We start from the raw sequence: 24,624 nt of genomic DNA, 5'->3' as shown, positions 1-24,624 counted from the left end.
AGATGGCAAATGTCGTCTCTGTTCTTTTTTTTAGCTATTTTTATAAAAATTTCACCAAAGCATTTATGAATATCAAATCTACCCTAGCAAGTATATTCACTATTTCAAGTATTCTAATTTTTATAAGCTGTCAATCAGAGGAAAACACACTTTTCACTGAATTAGAACCGGCTGAAACAGGAATCCAATTCTCCAATCGGATTACTGAAAATGACACCATGAATATTTTAACTTTTGAATATGTCTACAATGGCGGAGGCGTTGCATTAGGAGATTTCAATAATGATAATAAGGTGGATATCTATTTTACAGGTAACCAGGTAGAAAATAAATTATACCTCAATCAAGGTGTAGGTAAAAACAATCAATTAAATTTCAAAGATGTAACCAATGAATCCCACACAAATGGTGAAGGTCAATGGAACTCGGGTGTAACTTTAGTTGACATTAATAACGACAATCTTTTAGACATTTACGTGTGCTCGACGGTGAAAAAAGTAGCAAAAGAAAGAGCCAACATCTTATACGTCAATCAAGGGATTGACAAAAACGGAATACCTAGCTTTAAAAATTTAGCCGAAGAATATGGCATTGCAGATACAACGCATTCTACCAATGCGAATTTCTTCGATTACGATAATGATGGCGATTTAGATCTTTATGTCATTGTAGATGAAATGGCAGACATACATTATCCCAATATGTATCATCCGAAAATCATCGATGGCTCATCTCGATTAACCGATCGACTTTACCGAAACGATTATGACCCTAAAACAAAACATGCCCATTTTACGGATGTTTCCAAAGAAGAAGGTATACTCATTGAAGGTTTTGGTTTGGGAGTCAATATTACTGATATTAATCAAGATGGCTGGAAAGACATTTATGTAACCAATGATTATTTAAGCAACGACTTACTATATATCAACCAACATAAAAATGGGAAACATACTGGATTCCAAGATCAAGCTCCCTCCTATTTTAAGCACACATCTCATTCAGCCATGGGCAATGATGTCAATGACATCAATAACGATGGATTAGTGGATATCATAGCGGTAGACATGATGGCAGCAGATAATTACCGCAAGAAAATGTTAACCATGGCCAATAATTATCAGACCTACCAAAACAATGATAAATATGGCTATACCTTTCAATTTCCAAGAAATACTTTGCAATTAAATAGAGGGAAGGATCCTAAAACAGGAATTCCAGCCTTTAGTGAAATTGGTTTATTTGCTGGTGTAGCAGAAACAGATTGGAGCTGGACACCCATGGTGACAGATTTTGACAATGATGGTCTAAGAGACATTATTATTACCAATGGATTCCCAAAAGATATCACCGAACAAGATTTCATGGTTTACAGAGCAGAAAAGGGGAATTTTGCAGAACCACAATTTCTCTTGGACATGATTTCGTCTGTTAAAATCCCAAATTTCGCATTTAAAAATAATGGTAATTTAGGTTTTGATGATGTATCCAAAAAATGGGGTATCAAAAAACCAAGTTTTTCAAATGGGGCTGCATACGCAGATTTAGACAATGATGGAGATTTGGATTATGTAGTAAATAACATCAATGATTCAGCATCAGTTTACAGAAACAATGCCATACAAATAGCCCCTGAAAAAAGTCACTACTTACGAGTAAAATTAAAAGGTTCGGGGCAAAACATACAAGGCCTTGGTGCTACCCTAGAAATTAAATATGGAAAAGATCAAAAGCAATTTTACGAATACAATCCATACAGAGGCTATTTGTCGACTGTTGAAAGTATCGCTCATTTTGGTTTAGGAGACAATCAAAAAATAAATGAGTTGAAGGTCCATTGGCCAAATGGTAAAACACAAATCATGCGCAATATTCCTTCGAATCAATTGATTACTTTGGAAGAAAAAAATGCTCAATTTGTACAAAAGACCGAAAAGGCGACAAACACTTTATTTACTGATATCTCAGAGCAACTAAATATTCCCTACGTGCATATAGAAGACGATATCATCGATTTCAATAATCAAAAATTACTGCCTCACAAATTCTCCCAACAAGGTCCATGCTTGGCTGTTGGAGATATCAATGGTGATCAATTAGAAGATGTTTTTATTGGAGGATCGACGAGGCATTCAGGCCAATTTTTGATTCAGGATAAATCGGGAAAATTCCATTCCAAAGATTTGGTTAAAATAGAAAATGGCTATTCCAAGACCCAAGAAGATATGGGATCCTTGTTGTTTGACATTGAAAATGATGGGGATTTAGACCTTTATCTTGTCAGTGGCAGCAATGAATTACCTTTGATGGATCCTGGCTATAAGGATAGAATTTATTTGAATGATGGCAAAGGAAATTTCACAGAAAATAAAACTATTTTACCTGCTTTCACCAAAAGCGGCTCATGTGTTAAAGCTACCGACTTCGACCACGACGGTGATTTAGATTTGTTCATAGGTAACAGAGTAGAACCAGGTTTTTATCCAAAACCTGTTAGTAGTTATATTCTTAGAAATGAATCACCTCGACTAAAATTCACAGATGTTACATCCAAAGTAGCACCAGAACTTTCCAATATCGGATTAATTTGTGATGCTATTTGGTCGGATTTTGACAATGACGGATGGCAAGATTTAATCTTAGCAGGAGAATGGATGCCTATACAGATGTTTAAAAATAAAGGAGGCAAATTGACTTCTATTAGCAAAGAAACAGGCATTGAGCACAAAATGGGCTGGTGGAATAGTATTACTGCTGGCGATTTCGACAATGATGGTGATATGGATTATGTGGCTGGCAACTTAGGTCAAAACACTTTACATAGAGCTAGCGACAAAACTCCTGCGAAAATATACTCAGCGGATTTCAATGGAGATGGCACTTATGATGCCATTCCTACCATTTTCTTCAAAGATCAAGAGGGAAATAAAAAAGAGTTTCCATTTAACACAAGAGATGATTTAACCAAACAATTTATTCAAACAAGAAAACGATTCGATACATTCGCAAAATATGCGGTAGCAAGCATTTCAGACGTATTAACTGCGGAAGAATTAAAAAAAGCGATGGTATTAGAAGCGAATTGGATGAACTCAAGTTACATTGAAAACCTGGGTGGTGGAAAATTCCGAATTTTTGCTTTGCCACGTTTAGCGCAAATTGCTCCTATTTTAGCCATACAAGTACAGGATTTTGATGAAGATGGAAACTTAGATATGGTCATTAGTGGAAATGATTATGGCAATGAAATCAGCACTGGTAGATTGGATGCTTCCAAAGGATTATTGTTAAAAGGGAATGGGCAAGGTAAATTTAGAGAAATTGCCTTGACGAAAAGTGGAATTAACATGGATGGCGACAGTAAAGCCTTGGTCAAAATCAAATCAAGCAATGGCGCTCTCCTATTAATGAATTCTCAAAATTTAGGTAAATTAAAAACTTATCAATTGAACAAATCGGTCAAAGATATTTTAATCAATAACAATGAGTTTTCTGCCTTATTAACGCTAAAAAATGGCAAAAAAAGAAAAGAAGAATTCCCAATGGGAACAACCTATATGTCTCAAAATGGCCAGAGGCTTTGGTTGAATTCAAGTATTTCAAATATTAAAATCACAAATCAAAAACAACAAATTACTAGAACGATAGCCAACTAATATTTATGCGTTTTTGTTAAAGCTATGCATCCATTTGACCCAAAATCTATCATTTCATCTCTCCCAGAACAACCGGGTGTTTATCGATATTTTGATGAAAATGATGCATTGCTCTATATTGGTAAAGCTAAAAATCTAAAAAATAGAATTTCTAGCTATTTCGTCAATGGGCGAAACCATGACTCAAAAACAAGGCGACTTGTTCAACAAATTAGACGGGTAGAATTCACGATCGTACACTCCGAATTTGATGCTTTATTGCTGGAAAACACCTTAATTAAACAATTTCAGCCCAAGTATAATATTCTACTTAGAGACGACAAAACCTATCCCTTTATTTGCCTTACAAAAGAAAGATTCCCCAGATTAATTACATCTCGCAGAATTGACCATTCGATTGGATATTTTTTTGGCCCATTTGCCAACCCAAAATCCATGAATGCTTTATTGGAAATGCTGCATCAACTTTTTCCTTTACGAACCTGCACATTTGCCTTAAAAAAAGAAGCCATTGAGCAAGGTAAATTCAAAGTTTGTCTAGAATACCACATTGGTAATTGCAAAGGCCCCTGCGAAGGCCTTCAACAAGAAACCGAATATTTGGAATACATTGATCAAATCAGCCAAATACTAAAAGGAAACTATCAAAAACCCAAGCAATTCTTTTTTGACCAAATGCAAAAATCGGCTGCCAACTTAGCCTTTGAAGCAGCCCAAGAATGGAAAGAAAAATGGGAAATTCTGGAAAATTACCAAGCAAAATCAACGGTTGTAAATCCTGCCATTCATAATGTAGATGTATTTTCTATGGTTGCAGATGATCAATTGGCTTACATTAATTTCATGAAAGTCATCAATGGAACAATCACTCAATCGCAAACTTGGGAGGTAAAAAAGAAACTAAACGAAGAAGAAGCCGACCTTTTAACCATGATGATTTGGGAAAAAAGAGAACAATTTCAGAGCGAGGCAAAAGAAATTATTACCAATATTCCTATGGAAATTGAATTCCAAGGCGTTAAAAATACAATACCACAATTGGGCGACAAGAAAAAACTATTGGATATGTCGCTAAAAAACGTTTTGTACTTTAGAAAAGAAAAAGCAGATAAAAAAGCAGCAGAGGAAAGTGGTGGAGACAAAAAAATGCGAGTCATGATTACATTGAAAAACGATTTGCGCTTAAGTACACTACCAAAACACATCGAGTGTTTTGACAATTCAAATTTGCAAGGAACTAATCCCGTTTCGGCCATGGTATGTTTCATGAATGCCGTTCCTGCAAAAAAAGAATATCGATTATTTACTCCCAAAAATGTAGAAGGCCCTAATGATTTTGCAACAATGTATGAGGTCATTACAAGAAGGTATTCACGCTTAATCGAAGAAGAGGCCGACTTGCCTGACTTAATCATTGTGGACGGCGGAAAAGGACAATTAAGCGCGGCCTGTGATGCATTAAAGGCCATTCGTTTATATGGTCAAGTACCTATCATTGGTATCGCTAAACGCTTAGAAGAAATTTATTTCCCAGAGGATAGCCTACCTCTGTACATTGATAAAAAATCTGAATCCTTAAAATTGATACAACAATTGAGAGACGAAGCCCATCGATTTGGAATTACAGCCCACAGAAATAAAAGAAGCAAAAATTTCTTGGTCAGCCAATTGGAAGAATTAGATGGAATTGGAAAACTTACTGCTCAAAAATTAATGAAGGAATTTGGCAGCATCAAAAGAATGAATGAAATTCCTATCGAAGATTTAGAAAAGATTTTAGGTAAAATGAAAGCCCTAAAATTTAAAAATCAATTAAAAAATTGGATGGGATAATATTTTCACCTCTTACCTCTTACCTATTACCTTTCACCTCTTACCTATTACCTATTACCTACTACCTCTTACCTCTTACCTCTTACCTTTTACCTCTTACCTTTCACCAAACCTCAAACATCCACATTTTTATACATCCGATACATCTGTAAAATCATAGCCAAAGCTATGGCCATTTCACAAACTCCTACCACCAAAACGAAAATAGCCATCAATAAACCTTGATTGGCTTCATCATTTCTTGAAAAAGCGATTAAATTCAAATTCGCGGCATTGAGCATTAACTCAATTCCCATCAAAATAAATATGGTGTTTTTTTTGAGCAAAATCATTGCAATCCCTATGGAAAAAAGAAGTGCACTCAAGCCCAAAAAGCAAATCAAGGGTATCTCATTCATGATTCTTTGCGATATAAGTGGCACCAACTAAGGCAATTAATAAAAAAATACCCGCTAACTCGAAAGGAAAAGAATAAGTTGTTAATAATTCTATACCTACCGAGCGCAGTTTAGAAGAATTTTGAACAGGAATATTCTTGCTAAAATCCAACTTTGTAAAAAGCCAAATCAATCCTAAAAAACTAGTTAATCCGATAGAAAAAGCCAAAAATTTACCTGAATGTTGAGTCCATAAATCATTGGATTGGGATGTTTGATGTCCTCCTTGATTGGTTAACATGATACCAAACAACAGCAAAATCATAACTCCACCCACATAAATCATTAAATGTGAAACTGCCAATACATCCGCATAAGCAAGCACATAAACCCCTGCCAAACCCAACATACACAGAAACATTGCCAAAGCTGCATGCAATAAATTCTTTGTAAACAACATATACAAAGCACTTCCTCCAGTCAAAATGGACAAAAATAGAAACGATAAAGTCAAAGGATTTATCATGTTTATTCTGCTTCGGGATTTGGTTTTTTAGGCTTAAAACTTGGCTTAAAAGCAGGTTTTGGCTTAACAGATTCCTCTTTCACTTCTTGATTTTCTTCAGGCTTAACCTCTACTACTTTTGCCTTGAAACTTGGCTTGAAAGCAGGTTTAGGCTTAACTGGCTCTTCTTTCACTTCTTGATTTTCCTCAGGCTTTACCTCTACCACCTTTGCCTTGAAACTTGGCTTGAAAGCAGGTTTTGCCTTTGGTTCAGCATCTACCAAAGGTTTTTCAATTTCAGCACTTTTACTTGCTGCCTTCATTGCCTCTTTTTCTGCGACAAATTGCTCATATAATCGCTTCTTTTCTTCGGCTTCCTCTGCACTTAAATTAGCAAAAGAGAAATTATGTGTAGTGATATCAAATGTTGCAAAATCATATTCTGACGTCATTGTCAAACATTCAGTTGGGCAAACCGTTGTACACAATCCACAAAAACAACATTTTGCCATATCAATATCAAACTTGGCAGCATACAATCGAATGGGTGATCCATCTGAAGTATATCCAACTAATTCGGTAGCTTTGATAGGTTCAATATCAATACAATCTACTGGACAAACCTTAACACATTTGTCACAGACGATGCAATCATCCATTTCATTATGAAGTTGATACCTTCCATTTACAGGGGCAGGCACTTCAATATGAGGGTATTGACTAGTAAAAATTCCTGTACTTTCAGTAAAATAATTGGGGTCTTGAATGTTTTGAATCTTACGACTTCTTCTCGCATCCAAAAGATGTTTCCAAGTTAGTCCCATACCTTTTTTGGTACTAGAAATAGCATCAAAAATCGACCGGAAATAAGATTGTATTGCTGACATCTTAGAAATAAATGGCTGGATAGGTAGTAGGATCAGATTCTCGCATTATTTCATACACTTTATCCACAACGTTCTCTACATTCGGTTTTGAGAAATAATCTCCATCAGAACTATATGCAGGTCTATGTGGCGCAGCAGCCAAACATTCTGCCGGACTATCTAACCAAGAAAAAGCGCCTTGTTTATCCAACACTTCTTGCATCATAAAAGCACTCGCACCACCCGGCATATCTTCATCCGCAAACAATACCCGATGCGTTTTTTGGATCGATTGTAGAATACTTTGGGGGCGATCAAAAGGTAACAAGGTTTGGACATCAATCACTTCAACAGAAATCCCCATTTCAGATAACTGATCTGCCGCTTCCATCACAATTCGACACATCGAACCATAAGTTACCACTGTAATATCATTCCCTTCTCGTAAAACTTCTGGTACTCCCAATGCCACTTTGATCTCTTCCAAATTATTAGGCATTGGCTCTTTCAAACGGTAACCATTCAAACATTCAATCACAATTCCTGGATCATCCCCCTCTAATAAAGTACGATACATTCCAGCTGCTTGTGTCATGTTTCTAGGAACACAAAAATGCATGCCACGTAAGCCATTGATCAGTGTCCCCATTGGACTACCTGAATGCCAAATCCCCTCCAATCGATGTCCTCGAGTCCTAACTATCATCGGGGCTTTTTGACCACCTGCTGTTCGATAATGCAAACAAGCTAAATCATCCGACAATAACTGAAAAGGATAAAATATATAATCCAAATATTGAATTTCAACAATTGGCTTCAAACCTCTCATGGCAGCACCTATTCCCTGCCCCACGATGGTCATTTCGCGAATTCCAGTGTCTGTGATCTTTAGTTCACCAAATTTTTCTTGCAAACCAGCCAATGTTTGATTAACATCTCCAATTTTACCCACATCCTCCCCTAAAATAAATACTCTAGGGTCTTCTAGAAACTTAGAAAAACTCTTATTTAAAATTTCCCTACCGTCTACTAAAACAGGATCCTTTTCATAAGTTGGAGAAATAGGTGATATTTTCAAAGGCGAGGAAGTAGATTCACTTAATTGATGTGAACTAAATCTTCTTCTATTTTTATGTTCCAACTCTGCCAGCCATTTTCTCAATAATTTTACGGCAGGACCTTGATAAAATCTAAATGCTCTCAAAGTCTTTCTTCCTGCACGTACTAAATCACTAAAAATCGGATAAGGCAATTGCTTTAATTCATCAATGATAGGCTGTAGAATAGTGGGCTCATTCGTTGAATCTATTAAATTTTGGGCAATTCTTAAAAATCCTTGGCGATCAAAATCAATGGAAGTCATGTAAGCACTAAATGCTTCCTTTTGATATTTTCTTGCCAACAATTTCGCTTCACTATCAATAGAATTCAAGGTTTCTTCATCTGAAAAACCTTGGTCTAAAATCCATTTTCTAAATAATAAATTACAATCTGCCTCTTGTTCCCAAGCCAAACGTTCTTGAGATTTATATCTTTCATGCGAACCTGAAGCTGAATGACCTTGCGGTTGAGTGCATTCAATAACATGGACCAAGCATGGCACAAATTCTTCTCTAGCTAAATTAGCAGCACGCTGATAGGCTGCTATCAGACCTGGATAATCCCAAGCTTTTGCTTGAATTATTTCCAAGCCTTTTTTATCTCTACTACGCTGAAATCCAGCTAAAGCCTCAGAAATAGAGGACTTTGTTGTCTGGTATTCTATGGGAACTGAAATACCATATCCATCATCCCAAACCGAAAAAACAACAGGAATTTGTAAGACCCCAGCGGCGTTGATACTTTCTAAAAACATTCCTTCAGACGTTGAAGCATCACCAATGGAAGTAAAACAAACTTCCTTACCATCTTTAGAGAAACCCGATTTATAGGGCGTTAAATCACTGTTTTTTTGATACAATTTAGATGCATAAGCTATCCCCAAGGCCCTAGGAATTTGTCCTGCCGTGGATGATACCCCTGCAATTGAATTTAATCGATTGGTTTGATCCACCCAATCTCCATTCTCGTCCAACAAACGAGTCGCATGGTGATTATTCATTTGCCGTCCCCCGGAATGAGGATCAAATTGTATATCAGGATGGCCATATAATTGAGCAAAATACTGTGGCCAAGTCATATCGCCATTGGCAGCAGCAACTGTTTGATCTCTGTAATATCCAGAAAAATAATCCCCCAAACGCATGGAATTCGCCAAAGCAATTTGACATAACTCCTTCCCATCTCCGTAAATACCAAATTTTGCTCTCCCAGAAAAAACCTCTTTTCTAACTAGTAAACTGCATTGTCTACTAATTACTGCCAAACGATAGTCCTCTAAAACCTTCTTTGGGTCAAAAGATATTTCAGGCTGAGAAAATTGTACTTGTTGAAGATTGAACAAAGGCTTGATAAATAAATTTTAACGTAAAAATACAACAAAATACTTGTGAGTCAAATAACCTAGCGCTAACTTATTATTTAAAAAAGAGTTAAAATACTTTGTCTAATCTTTACTTTATTTTAGCTTTGTTTTCATTTTAAAATCATTTAACAATTTATATCATAACCATGAAAAAACTAATTGCCTTATTCGCACTAATTTTAGGATTCGCATTTCAATCAAATGCTCAAGGTGGTACAATCAAATTCAAAACTGAAAAACATGATTTCGGTAAAGTATCTGAAGGAACTCAAGCTAGCTATACATTTGAATTTACCAACACAGGAACAACTCCAGTTGTAATTTCTAATGTTCAACCTTCATGTGGTTGCACGACTCCTGAATGGACTCGCGAGCCAATTATGCCAGGTAAAACAGGAAAAGTTACAGCATCATATAACTCTACAGGAAGACCAGGACCATTCAACAAAACGATCACGGTTGTTAACAATGGCGCCGTTTCTCAAATCGTTTTGGGTATCCAAGGGGTGGTAGAAGCGAAGAAATAGAGAAGAGAGAAGAGAGGAAAGAGGAAAGAGAAGAGAGAAAAGTGTTGATTTATACATCTCCACTTTTCTCTTTTTTTATGTCCTAATTATACTAAATTTAGTTATTAGTTATCAATTATTAGTTTCCTCTCTTCTCTTTCCTCTCTTCTCTTTCCTCTCTCCTCTCTCCACAAAACCTAATCCCTATTTCTCAAATCAGGAGACAAAGAATTTATCCACTTAGCGATTTTCAATACATCCTTCGCAGGCACATGACTCATAGGTGCCATTTCAGTAGCATATTCTGGCCAATTCTGAGGTTTTGGTCGGTAAACCAAATCCAAAATTTGTTTTTCAGTATACTTTCGCTTTGCAATTTCTTGGTAAGCAGGACCTACAAGTTTCTTATCTTTGGCATGACATGCCAAACAAGTATGTTTTTTCAACAATGCCATTACTTCTTCTTCATTAACCAATGATTTACTTCCCTCTTTGGAAGTGGCAATCACACTTTTATTTTCAGAAATAACTACTTTCTCTACGATTGGAGCCGTTTCATTGGTAAGGGATAATTTATCTCCACTCGGAATTTGATTCAAAGTATAATAAGCTGTTTCATGCAACAAAGATTCTCCTGCAGCATTTAATAATCCAGTTAGTTTAAATTCATGAATGAAATACTGACGAATTCCATCCAAAACCAAACGAACCTTTTTCTTGTCAGAAGAAACCGAAATCGCCTTTATTTTTAAATCTTGTAATTTTACAATGGGACTACCATACTGATGATGATATTCATAAATATAGGATCTAATGGCATAAGACAAAGCTTTTTTAGCAGAATTGACATCAACCTCTTGCGTAAAACTAAATTCAAATCCATCCGGTCTTGCTTCTATCATATTGATTTCAAAAGGGACTTTACCGTTCCAAACCAATCTTTGCAAACCGAAATCATCTTTTCCAGTAGAACCCCAGCCTCTTGAGGTCATACCCACAAACATACTTCCATCTAATCCAAAACGTTCTCTTAAAATTCCTGATTGAAACCCTTCTCGATAATTGATGCAAAAACCTTGATACACTCCATTCACTTTTTCCAGAGCCATTCGCATCACTTTCGATTGACCTTGATCTGCTACGAAATATTGTCCAGGAAATGGGCTAAACTTCCCTTTCGTGGTATCCTGCAAAATATCGGAAGTGGAAATACCCATGATAGCATGAGGAAACCAAACAGCAGGTAATTTTAAATTCTTTACTTTTTTTGTAGCTTCAAACATCGGCTCCGAATTATCAGGAATTTCTTCTAATGTCAACTTGAATGGACTATTAGGCTCTTTCGCCCATTTTAATCCCCCCGGATTCCCTGCAAAATCACCTTTGGCTAAATGAGTGACCCTACCCGAACCAACCCAGTCGCCTTGATTTTCCCCATAAAAAATATCTCCTTCCTGATTCATACTATATCCGGCTGGAGAACGTAACCCTGCGGCATACGGCTCCAGTTTACCATCTTTAGAAATCTTCACTAACCAACCTCTCCACTTTGCAAATTTCCCTTCTCCAAATCCTACCCAAGCTAAATTCAAGGTAACCCACATATCACCATTTTTATCAATCACAGGTCCATAAGTATATTCATGATAATTACCCGACAATTCAAATTGATAAACAGGTTCATACAAATCAGCCACACCATCACGATCTGTATCACTCACCTTGGTTAACTCACCCCTTTGTGAACAATAAAAAACCCCGTTTTGATAGGCAAGACCTAAAATTTCATGCATTCCACTTGCGAATCTATGGTAATAGGTTTGATGATTTCCTTTTTGATATGGATTTTCAATGATCCAAATCTCACCACGCCTTGTACTTACTGCAACCCGGCCATCAGGCATTGTTGCAATCCCGCCAACTTCCAATTTGATATCGGCTGGAATGGCTAAGGTTTTGATTTCGTAAAAATCTTGTTCAGTCTTCGGATTAGACTTTTGTGCAAATGCTACTAATTGACTAAAAACCAATAATATAAGTATGTTAAATTTCATTGCTTTAAATTTTACCAAATGATTTGATATGAAAAACTATTACCTTCCACAGGCACTCTGACCTCCTTTTGTTGTTGAGAAGAATTTAAAAGTGTCGATTTTCCACTATTCCACAACACATAATAAGTCATTTCATTTAGCGCTAAATAACCTTTGTCTAATTCTACGACATCTGGACTATTACCAATTACCGCTTCTAAAGATGACTGATCAGGACTAGCTCCAATTAATTTTAATGTTCGAATCAATCCATTTCCTTTTTCATTCGGAACTATCCAATCTTCCAAACGAAGTTTTGCTTGAGCATAATCGTACAAAAATACTGGACGCCCATCCACAATTTTATAACCATTATAAATCAAATCCGTAGTATTCATGCTATCCGGAAATGCCTGATAACTTTTCACTAGAGGAAATTTACCATCTAGTACAACTTTTACTCCCATGGGGTCTGCGGTTTGAGGTTCACCTCTACCATCCCACATTTGAGTGGCGTCTAAAAACTTACCTTTCCATACTTGAAGAATGCCTCCTTGTTTCAAGTTATAGCTATAATGCATACCCGAAGGATCTCCAACATGGATTACATGCGTTTTTTTGACACCTTTATGAAAAGTAAATGAACGCTGCAATATAGGCTCCGAATTGGCTTCCATTATAATTTCGGAAACAGCCTCTTGTTCGGGTAATGATGTCCGCTCATGTAAAGGAATTAAATGTGCACCCAAGCGCTTCACAAAAACACCAAAGGCCTTACCTCCCCAACCAAAATCTTTGGCATAAATCAATGTAATATGGTGCTTACCAGCCTTTAACATCTTGGATGCACTTACTTTTTGATTATACCAATGTGCCCCATTGTTTAAGGTCTCGCCATCCACAACAAGTTTTCCTGATCCTGTCCAATACGTTTGAAATTCATAATTATCTTCTTCTGGAACCAATAATTCTCCATCAAATTGAATCAAAAAATCGCTTTTCGCTTTGACTAATTTATGAGTCAAGTCTTTCGTTTTTCCTGTATCCAAAGGCTTGTTATCCTTGATTTCTAAATTAGGAAACTTTCCTTCGTAATATCCATAGGTTAAATTTTCTAAACTTACAGACGGTTTGTCAAACGTTTCATACCAAAAATTTTTAAAAGCCACAGGCCCATGATCTCCTTGAATCAACAGGGGCCCCAAAGTCGATTCTTTGTCAAATATTGCACCGCGAGTCATCCCTGAAACTTCAATATTTTCATGAATAACAACATCATTTAGTATCACTTTTTTGAAAAGAGCATTTTGAATTTTCTTTCCTGTTGCATCAAAACGAGGAGCCTGAAAATCGATTTCAATGGTTTGCCATAATCCAGGTGCGCGGCAAGCATTTTGACGAGGAGCAAAACCTTCATACCCTTCATTTCCTTTTCCCTTAGATTCATCCCAACGCTCATATATTCCACCACAATCACCAAATTTCAATTTCTTTTTGCCCCAAGAATCATACAATTGAACTTCATATCTACCTTGTAAATAAATGCCCGAATTAGCCCCTTTGGGTAATAAAAAATCGAATTTCAGATGAATATCGCCATGATTTAATTGAAACTTCAAATCATCTGATCTTTTATATTTTCCATTTCGTAAAGTATTAACCAAAATCCCTTTTCCCATCGAAATTTGAAATGCAGTATCTGTATACTTTGATTTCACCATTTGTTCTATGGTCCAATTATTACTGGGATGATCAAAAGCACTTAAATCGTTTAATGGAATTGTTTGCTGAGCCCAAACAGGCAAAGAAAAACAGAAGAAAATGAGAATTTTCCGAATCATTTGAAATAGGTTTTAAAATTTGAAACAATTTACTGAGTAATTCCAATAAAAAAAATTTCTATATTTCATCGGCACATTCAAACTATAGGTATATTTAATCTCAGAATTCAAAAAGTATTTAATACTTTGCTGAAAATTTCCCTAAAGATATATGAATCAAACTTCCATTAAATTCAGACCGTTTCTGATACATCTCGTATTCTGGTTGTGTTTTATATCCCTACCCTATTTAATGCGACCAAGCATTAATTCAGCTAATGTTGAAGAAATTACAAGACACAATCAATGGACTTTATTTTTCATCATTTATGCCATTGCCAACATTCCTTTTTTTTATTTAAATACTGAAATTTTAATCCAAAAAGTATTCAAAAAACATGGAGTGGCACTTTATTTAGTTCTACTGCTTGTAAGTATCATTTTCATGCTATGGTTAAATGATGAGATTAGAGATTGGATTTTCAGCAATGATCATGTTTCTAAAATAGGCAGATCAAATGGATACAAGAGAGGACCTGTAATGGGCACTACTTTTCAATTATTATTTGTGGTTACCATTGGCGTCACCTATCGTTTTTTCGCCGATAATTTAAAAGAAAAAGAAATCATTAAGGAAGCTGAAAATGAGCGATTAAAGTCAGAATTGTCATTTTTAAGATCTCAAATCAGTCCACATTTCATGTTCAACGTTCTAAACAGTGTCGTTTCATTATCTCGAAGAAAACCGGAAATGGTAGAACCCGTGGTTATTAAACTATCCGAATTAATGCGCTACATGATTTATGAAACAACCGATTCGAAAGTGCCATTACAGAAAGAAGCTCTTTACCTAGAAAGTTACATTGAACTTCAAAAAATTAGATTTGGAAACGATATTCAAATCAATTACCAAGTAGAACAAATTGATTCAACTTGTAGCATTGAACCGATGCTTTTAATTCCTTTTGTTGAAAATGCGTTTAAGCATGGAGTGGGAATGATTGAAAATCCTAGCATAGATATTTTGCTGAAATACGAAAACAACAAAATAATTTTCTCTGTTCAAAATAAAGTAAATCCATTGAGTAAATTAGAGAAAAAAGACGAAAGCTCAGGAATTGGATTAGCGAACGTAAGACGTAGATTAGAATTGTTGCACCCAAATAATTATTCATTGAACATTCAAGAAAAAGAAGATTCTTACCAAGTGCATTTAGAAATATCAAATTGTTAAGACATGGAAAACGAAATAACAGAGAATTTTATTCCTCAAAATAACACTAAACTCTCTTGTATAATCGTAGATGATGAAAGTCTAGCTTTAGATCTCTTAGAAGATAATGTGGCTAAAGTTCCTTTCTTACAATTAAAAGCACGTTGTAGAAATGCTTTTGAAGCCTTGGAATTTTTACAAAATAATCAAGTTGACTTGATTTTTCTAGACATACAAATGCCTGGAATCACAGGGGTTCAGTTTTTAGAAGGGCTAACCAACAAACCGATGGTTATTTTCGTTACCGCATATCAGCAATACGCCATTGAAGGATTTAATTTAGATGTGATCGATTATGTATTAAAACCGATTTCATTTGAACGATTTTTAAAAGCGGCAAATAAGGCATTGGATTATTTCAAAATTAAAAATGACACAAAGTCGATCGGCCCTGATTCAAACAAAATAGAATACATTTTCATTCACGCAGACTATTCCTTGATGAAAATAATGCTGGAAGATATTCTTTACATTGAAGGTTTAAAGGATTATATCAAAATTCACCTAACCACTCAAAAATACCCAGTTGTTTGTCGAATGACCATGAAGCTAATTGAGGAGAAATTACCTTCTAACGAATTTTTACGAATACATAAATCGTATATCGTTTCATTAAAAAAAGTGGAATCTATTCGCAATCAAAAAATAAAAATTGGAGAGAATCACATCCCACTCAGTGATAATTATTCAGAGAACTTTTATCAAACCATTGGTTATCAAAAGCAATAATTACTTTTGATTTTTAGGGAATTTATTTTGTCCAAAATGATAGCTTAAACCAATCCAAGCTCTTAATAAACCCGTTTCAACTTTGGTATCTGTATAAGGCGTCACTTCAAAATTGATTCCAAATTTTGGCATTTTCTCAAAAGGAAACGCTCTAACACCTAAACTCCCGTAATATCCTTTTAAAATTGAAGAGTTATTTAACACATTAGAGGCCCAGCCAATATTCACACCGCCACCAAAATAATACAAAGCATTTGAGCTTTTATGAAAAGTAATCATTGGACCTGTTTCTGTTGTAATTGCAGAAGTTGCTGAATTCATTTGCATTCTAGCTTCCAAAAACACCACGTTAGTTGGATTAGAAGAAATGGCTAATTGGGAATTAAATGGATAATAACTAATATTTTGCGCTTGAATAGCTCCTGATATAGTTAATAGAAATAGTAGTCCGTAAAAAAACTTTTGCATTGGGTATTTTTTATTTGAAAGTGCAAGTTAACCAATATGTCCAATTTTTAAAAAATTGATGAAATAGGAAATTGGGAATTTAATTTGAACCATTATTTGCAAACTTCAAGAAATAAATAAAATGATTAACTTTGAATTGGTGAAATTGAAAGAATGTCTATACTAAAAAAATTAGCGGGTGAAACTTTATCGTACGGATTCAGTACTATTTTGGGAAGGTCACTCAATTTCTTATTGGTATTTGTACATACCAAAGCATTTTCACCAGCTGAGTCAGGAATCAATGTAAAATTATATGGTTACATTGCGGTTGCTAACATTTTATACACTTATGGCATGGAAACGGCCTATTTCCGATTTGCCAAAGAAGCTCCTCTCAAATACTATCGACTGATATTAAGTGCCATCATAGCAACGACAAGCTTTTTCACCATCCTTTTGTTTCTTTTTTCTGACCCATTAATTGCACAATTAGGTTACCCAGGAAAAGGGATATTTTTAAAATGGATGGCATTCATTTTAGCCATCGATTCGATAACGGCTATCCCCTTCGCTAAATTACGTCTTGAGCACAAAACAAGATTATTCGTCAAAGCTAAAATCAGCTCAATCCTTGTCAATGTTGGTTTAAATTTAATCTTTTTACTTATTTTAAAACCCATTCATGAAGGAGAAATCGGGCATTCCCTTCCTTATTTTGTTAAACAATTGTATTTGCCTAGCATTGGAGTTGGATACATTTTTTTAGCGAATTTGATTTCCAATGGAACTTTATTTTATTGGCTGAAACAAGAATTTGCCTTATATCGCTGGGAATGGGATTGGAAAGAATTAAAATCTTTGTGGATTTACGCCTACCCATTAATGTTTATGAGTTTAGCAGCGATGTTCAATTTAATGTTTGACCGATTATTGCTAGAAGAACTTTTGCCTGCCAATTTCTATCCAAATAGAAGCAGTCATGATGCTTTGGGAATTTATGGTAATTGTTACAAACTATCCGTTTTCATGAGCTTAGCCATTCAAGCATTTAAATATTCAGCAGAGCCTTTCTTTTTAGGTAAAAAAACGGAAGAGAACAGCAAACAAAATTTAGCACTTGTAACACATTGGTTTATCCTAATTTGCACCATACTTTGGGTCGGAGTTTCTTGTAACCTTTTTTGGATTAAGAAATTATTCTTGGGAAGACCCATCTATTGGGAAGGAATTGGAATTGTTCCAATTCTTCTTTTAGCTAATTTGTTTTTAGGAATTTATTACACCCAATCCGTTTGGTTTAAAGTCAAAGACAAAACCTACATGGGAACAATCATCACCTTCATTGGCTTAATTATTACCTTGGTAGGCAATGTAATCTTCATTCCACAATATGGCTATATCGCTTGCGCTTGGTCTTTTTTAGCTTCGAGTATTGTGATGACACTCTTGTGTTATTTAGGCAGCCAAATTTACGATCCAGCACCATATAAATGGAAGCAGGCATTGTTTTATTTATTATTAGGGATTTGTGCCATCCAACTATCTACCTATATTCCCGATTGCGGTATCCCAGAATTCATCAAAGAAAATTTAGGAGTTTTGATATTTATGCTTGTTTTCATTTTCAAAGAGTTCCAATTCAAAAATGGTCAACTTCAATTGGCAGAAAAATAATCGTATGAATCCAGAACTAAAAACACAATACTTAACGCTACAGCTGAAAATTAGTCAGATGGTTTCAACCTTACGTGAAAATGAAGGAATAATTAATGAACTAAAAAGAGAGGTTGAAAGTTTAAAAGAGGAATTAAAAAGCAAAACTGCAGATTTAGTAAACTCCAAAGACAAAGTAAAAGAATTGGAGAAAAACATTAAAATATCAGATAAAATTACTAAAATTGTAATTAATACAGATAATACAGCAGTCCCAACTGCTGAGTTGAAGAAAAGATTAGATAATTATATAGCAATTATAGATCAAAGTATTGAAATATTACGCAATAAATGAGCCAAAAACTTCCTTGTAATTTACTATTAGGAATCCAAACGCTAGCTTTAAAAGTAAGCCCTGAAGAGGAATATTGTGTAAGAAACGCTGCCAATATGGTCAACCAATTGGTTCAATACTATGAAAAAAAGACAAACAGTTCTGATCCTAATAAGGTGATGGCATTAGTAGCTTTAGATTTAGCTATGTGTGGAGTAAAATTTGACACGGAGTTAAGCACTCTAAGTTCAACTGTTAACGAACAAAATAATGACCTATTGGAACTAGTTAGCAACTATAAAATCTAATTCCCCATTTTCTTCTTTCAGATTTGGCAACTGTTGTACAAAACATAAAATTGTACCCTATGTCAATAATAACAATTATCACATCACTCGTAGCACTAGCAGGTGGGGTGTTTGCTGGAAAAATATTTTTTTCCAAAGTCAACAAAAATTTAGAATCAGAAGCTCAAAAAAAAGCAGATGATATCATCAAAAATGCAGAAATCACTGCTGAGAATATCAAAAAAGACCGAATGCTGGAAGCCAAAGAAAACTTCTTACGCCTGAAAGCTGAATTTGAAGAAGAAAGCCAAGCGAAAAAAGGAATTTTAATCGAAAACGAACAAAAGTTAAGAGAAAAAGAAAGGACACTAGCTTTACAACAAGATCAACAAAAACAGATTGATCAAGATATTCAATCTCAAAAGCAAAGTTTAGCTTCTAAAGAAGAAAATTATCGTAAAAAATCAGAGGAAGTTGAGCGTAAAAAAGCAGAAGCAGAGGCAATGCTTGCTAATCAAATTAGTCAATTAGAGCGAATCTCTAATCTTTCTGCCGACGAAGCCAGACAACAATTAATGGATGCTTTAAAGGCTGAAGCAGAAAGCAAAGCAAGCTCCATTGTAAAAACTGCTATTGAAGAAGCGAAACTGACAGCCACAAAAGAAGCAAAAAAAGTGGTGATTGAAACCATTCAAAGAACAGCTGCTGAAAATGCCATTGAAAACTGTGTTTCTGTTTTCAACATTGAATCAGATGATGTGAAAGGTAAAATTATTGGTCGTGAAGGTAGAAATATCCGAGCTTTAGAATCTGCAACAGGTGTAGAGTTTATTGTGGATGACACTCCGGAAGCCATCATTATTTCAGGTTTTGACCCAGTTAGAAGAGAAATTGCTCGACTATCCTTGCACCGTTTAGTACAAGATGGACGTATTCACCCTGCAAGAATTGAAGAGGTGGTGAATAAAACCAAAAAGAATATTGAAGATGAAATTGTTGAAATTGGAGAAAAAACGGTGATCGATTTAGGGATTCACGGTTTGCATCCAGAATTAATAAAAATGGTCGGCAGAATGCGTTTCCGTTCTTCTTATGGTCAAAATTTATTACAACACTCCCGCGAAGTAGCCAAGCTTTGCGCAACGATGGCAGCCGAATTAGGGTTAAATGTAAAATTAGCCAAGAGAGCTGGATTATTACACGATATTGGTAAAGTATGGCATGAAGAACCAGAATTACCACATGCTGTTTTGGGCATGGAATTGGCACAAAAGTACAAAGAACATCCAGAGGTATGTAATGCCATTGGTGCTCACCATGATGAAATTGAAATGACCTCTTTGATTTCTCCAATCATCCAAGTATGTGATGCGATTTCAGGATCTAGACCAGGTGCTAGACGTGAAATGATGGAATCATACATGAAGCGATTGAGAGACTTAGAAACATTAGCCACTTCATTTGATGGAGTTCAAAAATGTTATGCTATTCAAGCAGGACGTGAACTTAGAATCATGGTAGATTCCGAAAATGTAAGTGATGAAAAAGCGTCAAATTTATCTTTTGATATTTCACAAAAAATCGAAAAAGAAATGCAATATCCAGGCCAAATCAAAGTAACGGTAATACGTGAAATGAGGTCAGTAAATTTTGCAAAATAAAAATAGAATGCTGTAATTTAAGGCTGTTTCTCTGAAGCAGCCTTTTTTATTTCTATGGAAATCAAACAACCTATAAGTCCAGAAGACTGGAAACAATATTATGCACTTCGATTCGAAGTATTAAGAGAACCTTGGAATCAACCTTTAGGTTCAGAAATCCTACAAGATGAAGAGTTGGCGATTCATGCGATGATAGTAGAGAACGATCAAGCATTGGCTGTAGCACGATTGCATGAAGCAACAAAAGGAATTGGACAAGTGAGATGCGTTGCAGTAAAAACAAAACATCAGGGCAAAGGCCTAGGAAAGATCTTGATGAACTATTTGGAAGAGGAAGCGAAAAAAAGAGGAATGCATCAAATCATTTTAGAAGCGAGAGAAAATGCAGTTCCGTTTTACGAAAATTTGGGATACCGAATAAGCAAAGAATCCTATCTTCTTTTCGGTGAAATCCAACATTATACGATGGAAAAGAAAATACTCTAGCTGAGATTATTTATTAACAATAATTTACTTTTCTTATCCACTTTCAACATAATCCAAAATAGTCCCAGCAATATATAAATTTCCATTAGGAACAGTATTAACTTGATAGGATTCATTAAATCAACATAAGAGTTAATATAAGGTAACCCATTTCTCCACCAAATTGCTGGCTGAATAACAAGTAATATATTTAGTCCTAGGAAAAAGGAACGCTCTAAAAAACTATCAAATTCAATATAAAAGATAAGTGGTAAAATAAAGACATAGGCATAATTTGCATATGAACTTTGTTGGATTATCATCAAAAACACAAATAATTGAATAAATACTCCTTGGATAAAAAGAGGTAAAGAATGAATCTTTTTATATCTCAAACTAATTGTAATCACCAATAACTCAATAAAAATCAATCCAATCCAATTCAAATATTTTTGACCAAAAGGCGAAATTCCGTTGGTAATCGTATGTAAAAAAGACCATAAATTAGGCGTTCGAGGTATGTTCGCTTCATTTAGTGGACCCAAAAATGCAAATCCCGAATTATGATAAAGTACATAAAATGATATTAGGCCAACCATAGACATTCCAATCAAAAAAGTCTTCCATTTCTTCAAATACAATAGAAAGGCAGGAATAATTAATATGAATAGAAATTTTGTAAATAAACAACCAAAACCCAACAAAACACCAGAAAGGAAATGCCTTTTACGACCTTGAAAAACCAATAGCACCACGGAAATAAAACCCCACATTAATATATCTTCCTGACCGCCAAGAACAGAAAAAACCAATCCAGTTGGAAGAGATAGATAGAATAAAATTTTCACATATTTATACTCATCATTTGACAGAATATAAGTCAAGTAAACTGCTACTAATTCAAAAAGTATCAGGACCAAAACAATCGCTTTAGAATGATACCAGAAAGGTAAAATAATGGAAATCAAATAGGGAAACAAGGGAGAATAAACGGTTTGAAAATCTCTGTAAACAAAACCTCCATTTAAAGCTCCTTTTGCCGAATCAAAAAAAATGGGGACATCAGAAGTTGGTGAAAAATTAAAAAAAATGTACACCAAATAAAAGGGTAAAATTCGAAGTAAGGTGAATGAAGAAACAAAAAAAAATGTTCGATTTTTAGAGGCAAGTGATTCTATTAAAACTTTTTGAGTTAAAATAATAAAGGAAAAAATACTTAATAAAACAGCAACTGCCATTTTAACGAATATGATTGTCATATATATTTAATAAAACAAAAAAAATACTTTCCAATTTCGTAATTTTAAGACATTATTCAAAAGTAAAATTGTCATTTGGATAATTTATGTAATGATTTCATTTGAAAAAATTTTTATCTTAAAGTTGCTATTTTGTTTTATTAGCAGTTTATTTTTTCTTTTCATTTCGTACAATGAAGAAACATCGACTAGGATTTTAAGCAAAAACAGAAATTTATTTACAAATTTCATATTCTTCAGAATTCTTCCTTTCATTGTTGTTTATCTCTTCTTAAATCAATCCCCACGAGGTGATATTCCATTCTTTTATCCGAAAGCACTCTTTGCCTTGGAAGGAAAATTAGTCTACAAAGATTTCTTGATGTATCATGCTCCCATTTTCCCATACATCTTAGCATTACCTTTGATTTTTTGGCAAAATGCAAAAGCACTTGTTCTTCTTTTTCTATTTGGAGAATTTATCACCCTATTACTTACTATCCAATTTCTAACATCTCAATCAAATAAAAAAAAGCTCATCTATCTTTCCAATCTATATTTGATGCTTCCTGCACCTCTCATTATCGTACTACTCGGAGGACAAGAAGATATTTGGCTATGGGGAATTTTAATGATAGGATTGTATTTCTACAGAAAAAAAGATAATATTTATTTATTAGGGATAATATTATCATTTCTTTTGACTACGCTCAAATTTACAGCTGTCATAGTATTTATACCCATGTTTTTCATGCTCGAATTCAAAGACAAAATCAGGTTGGTCACATCAGTTGCAATTCCAACTTTGTTAATTCTAGGCATCTTTTACTTGAATGTGGGAAATGATTTATTCATGTTCATCAAACATACAGAAAATCCTTATAGTCCAAATATCTATTCAATTAGTAGTCCGATACTTTCATCGTTATTTAACCAATTTAACCTTACACAACTAAATTGGATTTTTTTATTGCTATTGTTTACGATATTATCGGTGATTGGTATTTATTTCAAAGGTCTATCCCTCACGAAAGCACTTCCTTTTGTTTGGATAATTAGTTTTGGATTATTCAATATTCTCCTACCTGCAACCATGCTTTATTATACGTTTATCTATTTGATTGCTATTTGGTTTTATTTAGTAAAACAAGAGCATAAGAAAAGTATTTTCACTTTTCTTGCTTTCAACGTATTAATCATTTCTCAACCTTATTTGTTCGTAACGCAAGGTGGAGTAATTCACTCCGATTTTTCATTTATCAAGAATAAATTGGAAGCAATAGAATATCTTACTGAATTACTTTCAGTTGGATTTATCTTATTTTACTGCATCCAATCTTGGAAACAGTTGAAATTACAAAAATCAAATTTGTTATTAGAGAAGATCTAAGCCTAAATTCTTAGTGATTATGCTCTAATCCTTGAGCACTTGGAATTTGATTAAACTCAATCCCCAATTTTTTGGCATCTTTAAATGCTTCTTTCGGTTTGATACTCAAAATTTGAAACAACTCTTGGTCCGATTTAGCATCTGGATTAGGGGTTGTCAATAAAACGTCTCCTGAAAAAATAGAGTTTGCACCTGCCATAAAGCAAAATGCTTGTCCTTCATAATTCAACTCTAATCTACCTGCTGATAATCTAACCGCCGATTTAGGCATCATAATTCTCGCTGTGGCAATCACACGAACCAAATCCCAAACAGAGGCTGTTGCTTGATTTTCAAAAGGAGTTCCTTCAACGGGAACTAAATTATTTACAGGTACCGATTCTGGGTGTTCAGGTAAATTGGCTAAAGTCAACAACATCCCAATTCGATCTGCTGAGGATTCCCCCATTCCAATAATTCCACCGGAACAAACTGAAATCTTCGCTTTACGAACATTACCTAAGGTTTCTAACCGATCTTGGTAAGTTCTAGTAGAAATTACATCTTCATAATAATCTTCACTCGTATCTATATTATGATTATACGCATATAATCCAGCATCTTTCAACTTCTCTGCTTGTTCTTCTGATAGCATCCCTAAAGTACAACAAACCTCCATGCCCAAAGAGTTAACCCCTTTTACCATCTCTAATACCTTATCGAAATCTTTGTTATCACGAACCTCTCTCCAAGCTGCACCCATACAAAAGCGTGAGCTTCCATTATCCTTTGCTCTTACTGCGGCAGAAATCACCTCCTCATAGGGCAATAATTTTTGAACTTTCACATTGGTATGGTACCTAGCTGCTTGCGAGCAATAGGAACAATCCTCTGGACAACCGCCTGTTTTGATCGAAAGTAACGTACTAATTTGCACCTCATTAGGATCATGATGTTGACGATGCACAGTTGCTGCTTGATATACTAAATCCAAAAATGGTTGATGATATATTTTTTCGACTTCTTCTCTAGTCCAATTATTTCGAATCATAATTTTTAATATTTAATCAAAGATACTAGCTGAATTTCAATAAATCACGTGAAA

General features: G+C 34.8%; 20 protein-coding genes. 11 read left to right on the top strand and 9 right to left on the bottom strand.

Annotated elements, in window-relative coordinates; genetic code table 11:
* Nucleotides 1-2 precede the first annotated feature (2 nt).
* Together V7S79_RS07780 and uvrC are read left to right on the top strand one after the other, a co-directional pair.
* Complete coding sequence (locus V7S79_RS07780; protein ID WP_459490009.1) at nucleotides 3-3,656, top strand: VCBS repeat-containing protein; 3,654 nt, start codon at nucleotides 3-5, stop codon at nucleotides 3,654-3,656.
* 24 nt (nucleotides 3,657-3,680) lie between these two features.
* Nucleotides 3,681-5,489 (top strand): excinuclease ABC subunit UvrC, encoded by a 1,809-nt coding sequence (gene uvrC / locus V7S79_RS07775; RefSeq protein WP_459490008.1) that lies wholly within the window; start codon nucleotides 3,681-3,683, stop codon nucleotides 5,487-5,489.
* Nucleotides 5,490-5,602: 113 nt separating this feature from the next.
* Here the strand turns inward: uvrC and nuoK are convergent, their stop codons facing one another.
* Genes nuoK through V7S79_RS07755 form a run of 4 tightly spaced genes read right to left on the bottom strand, consistent with a single transcriptional unit; the run spans nucleotide 5,603 to nucleotide 9,680 of the window.
* Entirely contained in the window at nucleotides 5,603-5,887 is a 285-nt protein-coding gene (gene nuoK / locus V7S79_RS07770; protein ID WP_459490007.1) for an NADH-quinone oxidoreductase subunit NuoK, read from the bottom strand.
* Entirely contained in the window at nucleotides 5,880-6,392 is a 513-nt protein-coding gene (locus V7S79_RS07765; protein WP_459490006.1) for an NADH-quinone oxidoreductase subunit J family protein, read from the bottom strand. Before V7S79_RS07765 ends, nuoK begins: the two co-directional genes overlap by 8 nt.
* Before the next feature lie 2 nt (nucleotides 6,393-6,394).
* A complete protein-coding gene (locus V7S79_RS07760; protein WP_459490005.1) occupies nucleotides 6,395-7,258 on the bottom strand; it encodes a 4Fe-4S binding protein in 864 nt (287 codons plus the stop codon).
* A gap of 1 nt (nucleotide 7,259) precedes the next feature.
* Complete coding sequence (locus V7S79_RS07755) at nucleotides 7,260-9,680, bottom strand: alpha-ketoacid dehydrogenase subunit alpha/beta (protein ID WP_459490004.1); 2,421 nt, start codon at nucleotides 9,678-9,680, stop codon at nucleotides 7,260-7,262.
* 167 nt (nucleotides 9,681-9,847) lie between these two features.
* On the opposite strand from V7S79_RS07755, the gene V7S79_RS07750 reads away from it, so the two are divergent.
* Nucleotides 9,848-10,228, top strand: a complete 381-nt coding sequence (locus V7S79_RS07750) for a DUF1573 domain-containing protein (protein WP_459490003.1) — start codon at nucleotides 9,848-9,850, stop codon at nucleotides 10,226-10,228.
* A gap of 176 nt (nucleotides 10,229-10,404) precedes the next feature.
* On the opposite strand, the gene V7S79_RS07745 is transcribed toward V7S79_RS07750, so the two are convergent.
* Nucleotides 10,405-12,261, bottom strand: coding sequence for a hypothetical protein (locus V7S79_RS07745; RefSeq protein WP_459490002.1), 1,857 nt, complete (start codon nucleotides 12,259-12,261; stop codon nucleotides 10,405-10,407).
* Nucleotides 12,262-12,272: 11 nt separating this feature from the next.
* Nucleotides 12,273-14,081, bottom strand: coding sequence for a family 16 glycoside hydrolase (locus tag V7S79_RS07740; RefSeq protein WP_459490001.1), 1,809 nt, complete (start codon nucleotides 14,079-14,081; stop codon nucleotides 12,273-12,275).
* A 232-nt stretch (nucleotides 14,082-14,313) separates the two neighbouring features.
* On the opposite strand from V7S79_RS07740, the gene V7S79_RS07735 reads away from it, so the two are divergent.
* A complete protein-coding gene (locus tag V7S79_RS07735; RefSeq protein WP_459490000.1) occupies nucleotides 14,314-15,294 on the top strand; it encodes a sensor histidine kinase in 981 nt (326 codons plus the stop codon).
* Between the two features lie 3 nt (nucleotides 15,295-15,297).
* Nucleotides 15,298-16,062 carry a LytR/AlgR family response regulator transcription factor gene (locus V7S79_RS07730; RefSeq protein WP_459489999.1) on the top strand — a complete coding sequence of 255 codons (765 nt, stop codon included), beginning with the start codon at nucleotides 15,298-15,300 and terminating at the stop codon, nucleotides 16,060-16,062.
* Here V7S79_RS07730 and V7S79_RS07725 read toward each other — a convergent pair whose 3' ends face one another.
* Nucleotides 16,063-16,530, bottom strand: coding sequence for a hypothetical protein (locus tag V7S79_RS07725; protein ID WP_459489998.1), 468 nt, complete (start codon nucleotides 16,528-16,530; stop codon nucleotides 16,063-16,065).
* A gap of 153 nt (nucleotides 16,531-16,683) precedes the next feature.
* On the opposite strand from V7S79_RS07725, the gene V7S79_RS07720 reads away from it, so the two are divergent.
* From V7S79_RS07720 to V7S79_RS07700, 5 genes are read left to right on the top strand one after another with little or no spacing between them, the layout of a single operon-like run.
* Nucleotides 16,684-18,186, top strand: a complete 1,503-nt coding sequence (locus V7S79_RS07720) for a lipopolysaccharide biosynthesis protein (protein ID WP_459489997.1) — start codon at nucleotides 16,684-16,686, stop codon at nucleotides 18,184-18,186.
* Between the two features lie 4 nt (nucleotides 18,187-18,190).
* Nucleotides 18,191-18,520 (top strand): hypothetical protein, encoded by a 330-nt coding sequence (locus V7S79_RS07715; RefSeq protein WP_459489996.1) that lies wholly within the window; start codon nucleotides 18,191-18,193, stop codon nucleotides 18,518-18,520.
* Nucleotides 18,517-18,807 (top strand): cell division protein ZapA, encoded by a 291-nt coding sequence (locus V7S79_RS07710; protein WP_459489995.1) that lies wholly within the window; start codon nucleotides 18,517-18,519, stop codon nucleotides 18,805-18,807. Before V7S79_RS07715 ends, V7S79_RS07710 begins: the two co-directional genes overlap by 4 nt.
* Before the next feature lie 59 nt (nucleotides 18,808-18,866).
* Nucleotides 18,867-20,447, top strand: coding sequence for a ribonuclease Y (rny, locus tag V7S79_RS07705; RefSeq protein WP_459489994.1), 1,581 nt, complete (start codon nucleotides 18,867-18,869; stop codon nucleotides 20,445-20,447).
* A gap of 54 nt (nucleotides 20,448-20,501) precedes the next feature.
* Nucleotides 20,502-20,933, top strand: coding sequence for a GNAT family N-acetyltransferase (locus tag V7S79_RS07700; protein ID WP_459489993.1), 432 nt, complete (start codon nucleotides 20,502-20,504; stop codon nucleotides 20,931-20,933).
* Here the strand turns inward: V7S79_RS07700 and V7S79_RS07695 are convergent.
* Nucleotides 20,930-22,171 (bottom strand): hypothetical protein, encoded by a 1,242-nt coding sequence (locus V7S79_RS07695; protein ID WP_459489992.1) that lies wholly within the window; start codon nucleotides 22,169-22,171, stop codon nucleotides 20,930-20,932. The two genes, V7S79_RS07700 and V7S79_RS07695, sit on opposite strands and share 4 nt — an antisense overlap.
* Before the next feature lie 328 nt (nucleotides 22,172-22,499).
* Between V7S79_RS07695 and V7S79_RS07690 the strand changes: the two genes are divergently transcribed.
* Nucleotides 22,500-23,540 carry a hypothetical protein gene (locus V7S79_RS07690; RefSeq protein ID WP_459489991.1) on the top strand — a complete coding sequence of 347 codons (1,041 nt, stop codon included), beginning with the start codon at nucleotides 22,500-22,502 and terminating at the stop codon, nucleotides 23,538-23,540.
* Between the two features lie 10 nt (nucleotides 23,541-23,550).
* On the opposite strand, the gene bioB is transcribed toward V7S79_RS07690, so the two are convergent.
* Nucleotides 23,551-24,570, bottom strand: coding sequence for a biotin synthase BioB (gene bioB / locus V7S79_RS07685; RefSeq protein WP_459489990.1), 1,020 nt, complete (start codon nucleotides 24,568-24,570; stop codon nucleotides 23,551-23,553).
* Nucleotides 24,571-24,624 lie beyond the last annotated feature (54 nt).

It is taken from the genome of Aquirufa sp. ROCK-SH2 (assembly GCF_054558315.1).
Note: the sequence above shows the minus strand (reverse complement) of the source record. Positions and strands in the feature narration are given on the sequence as shown.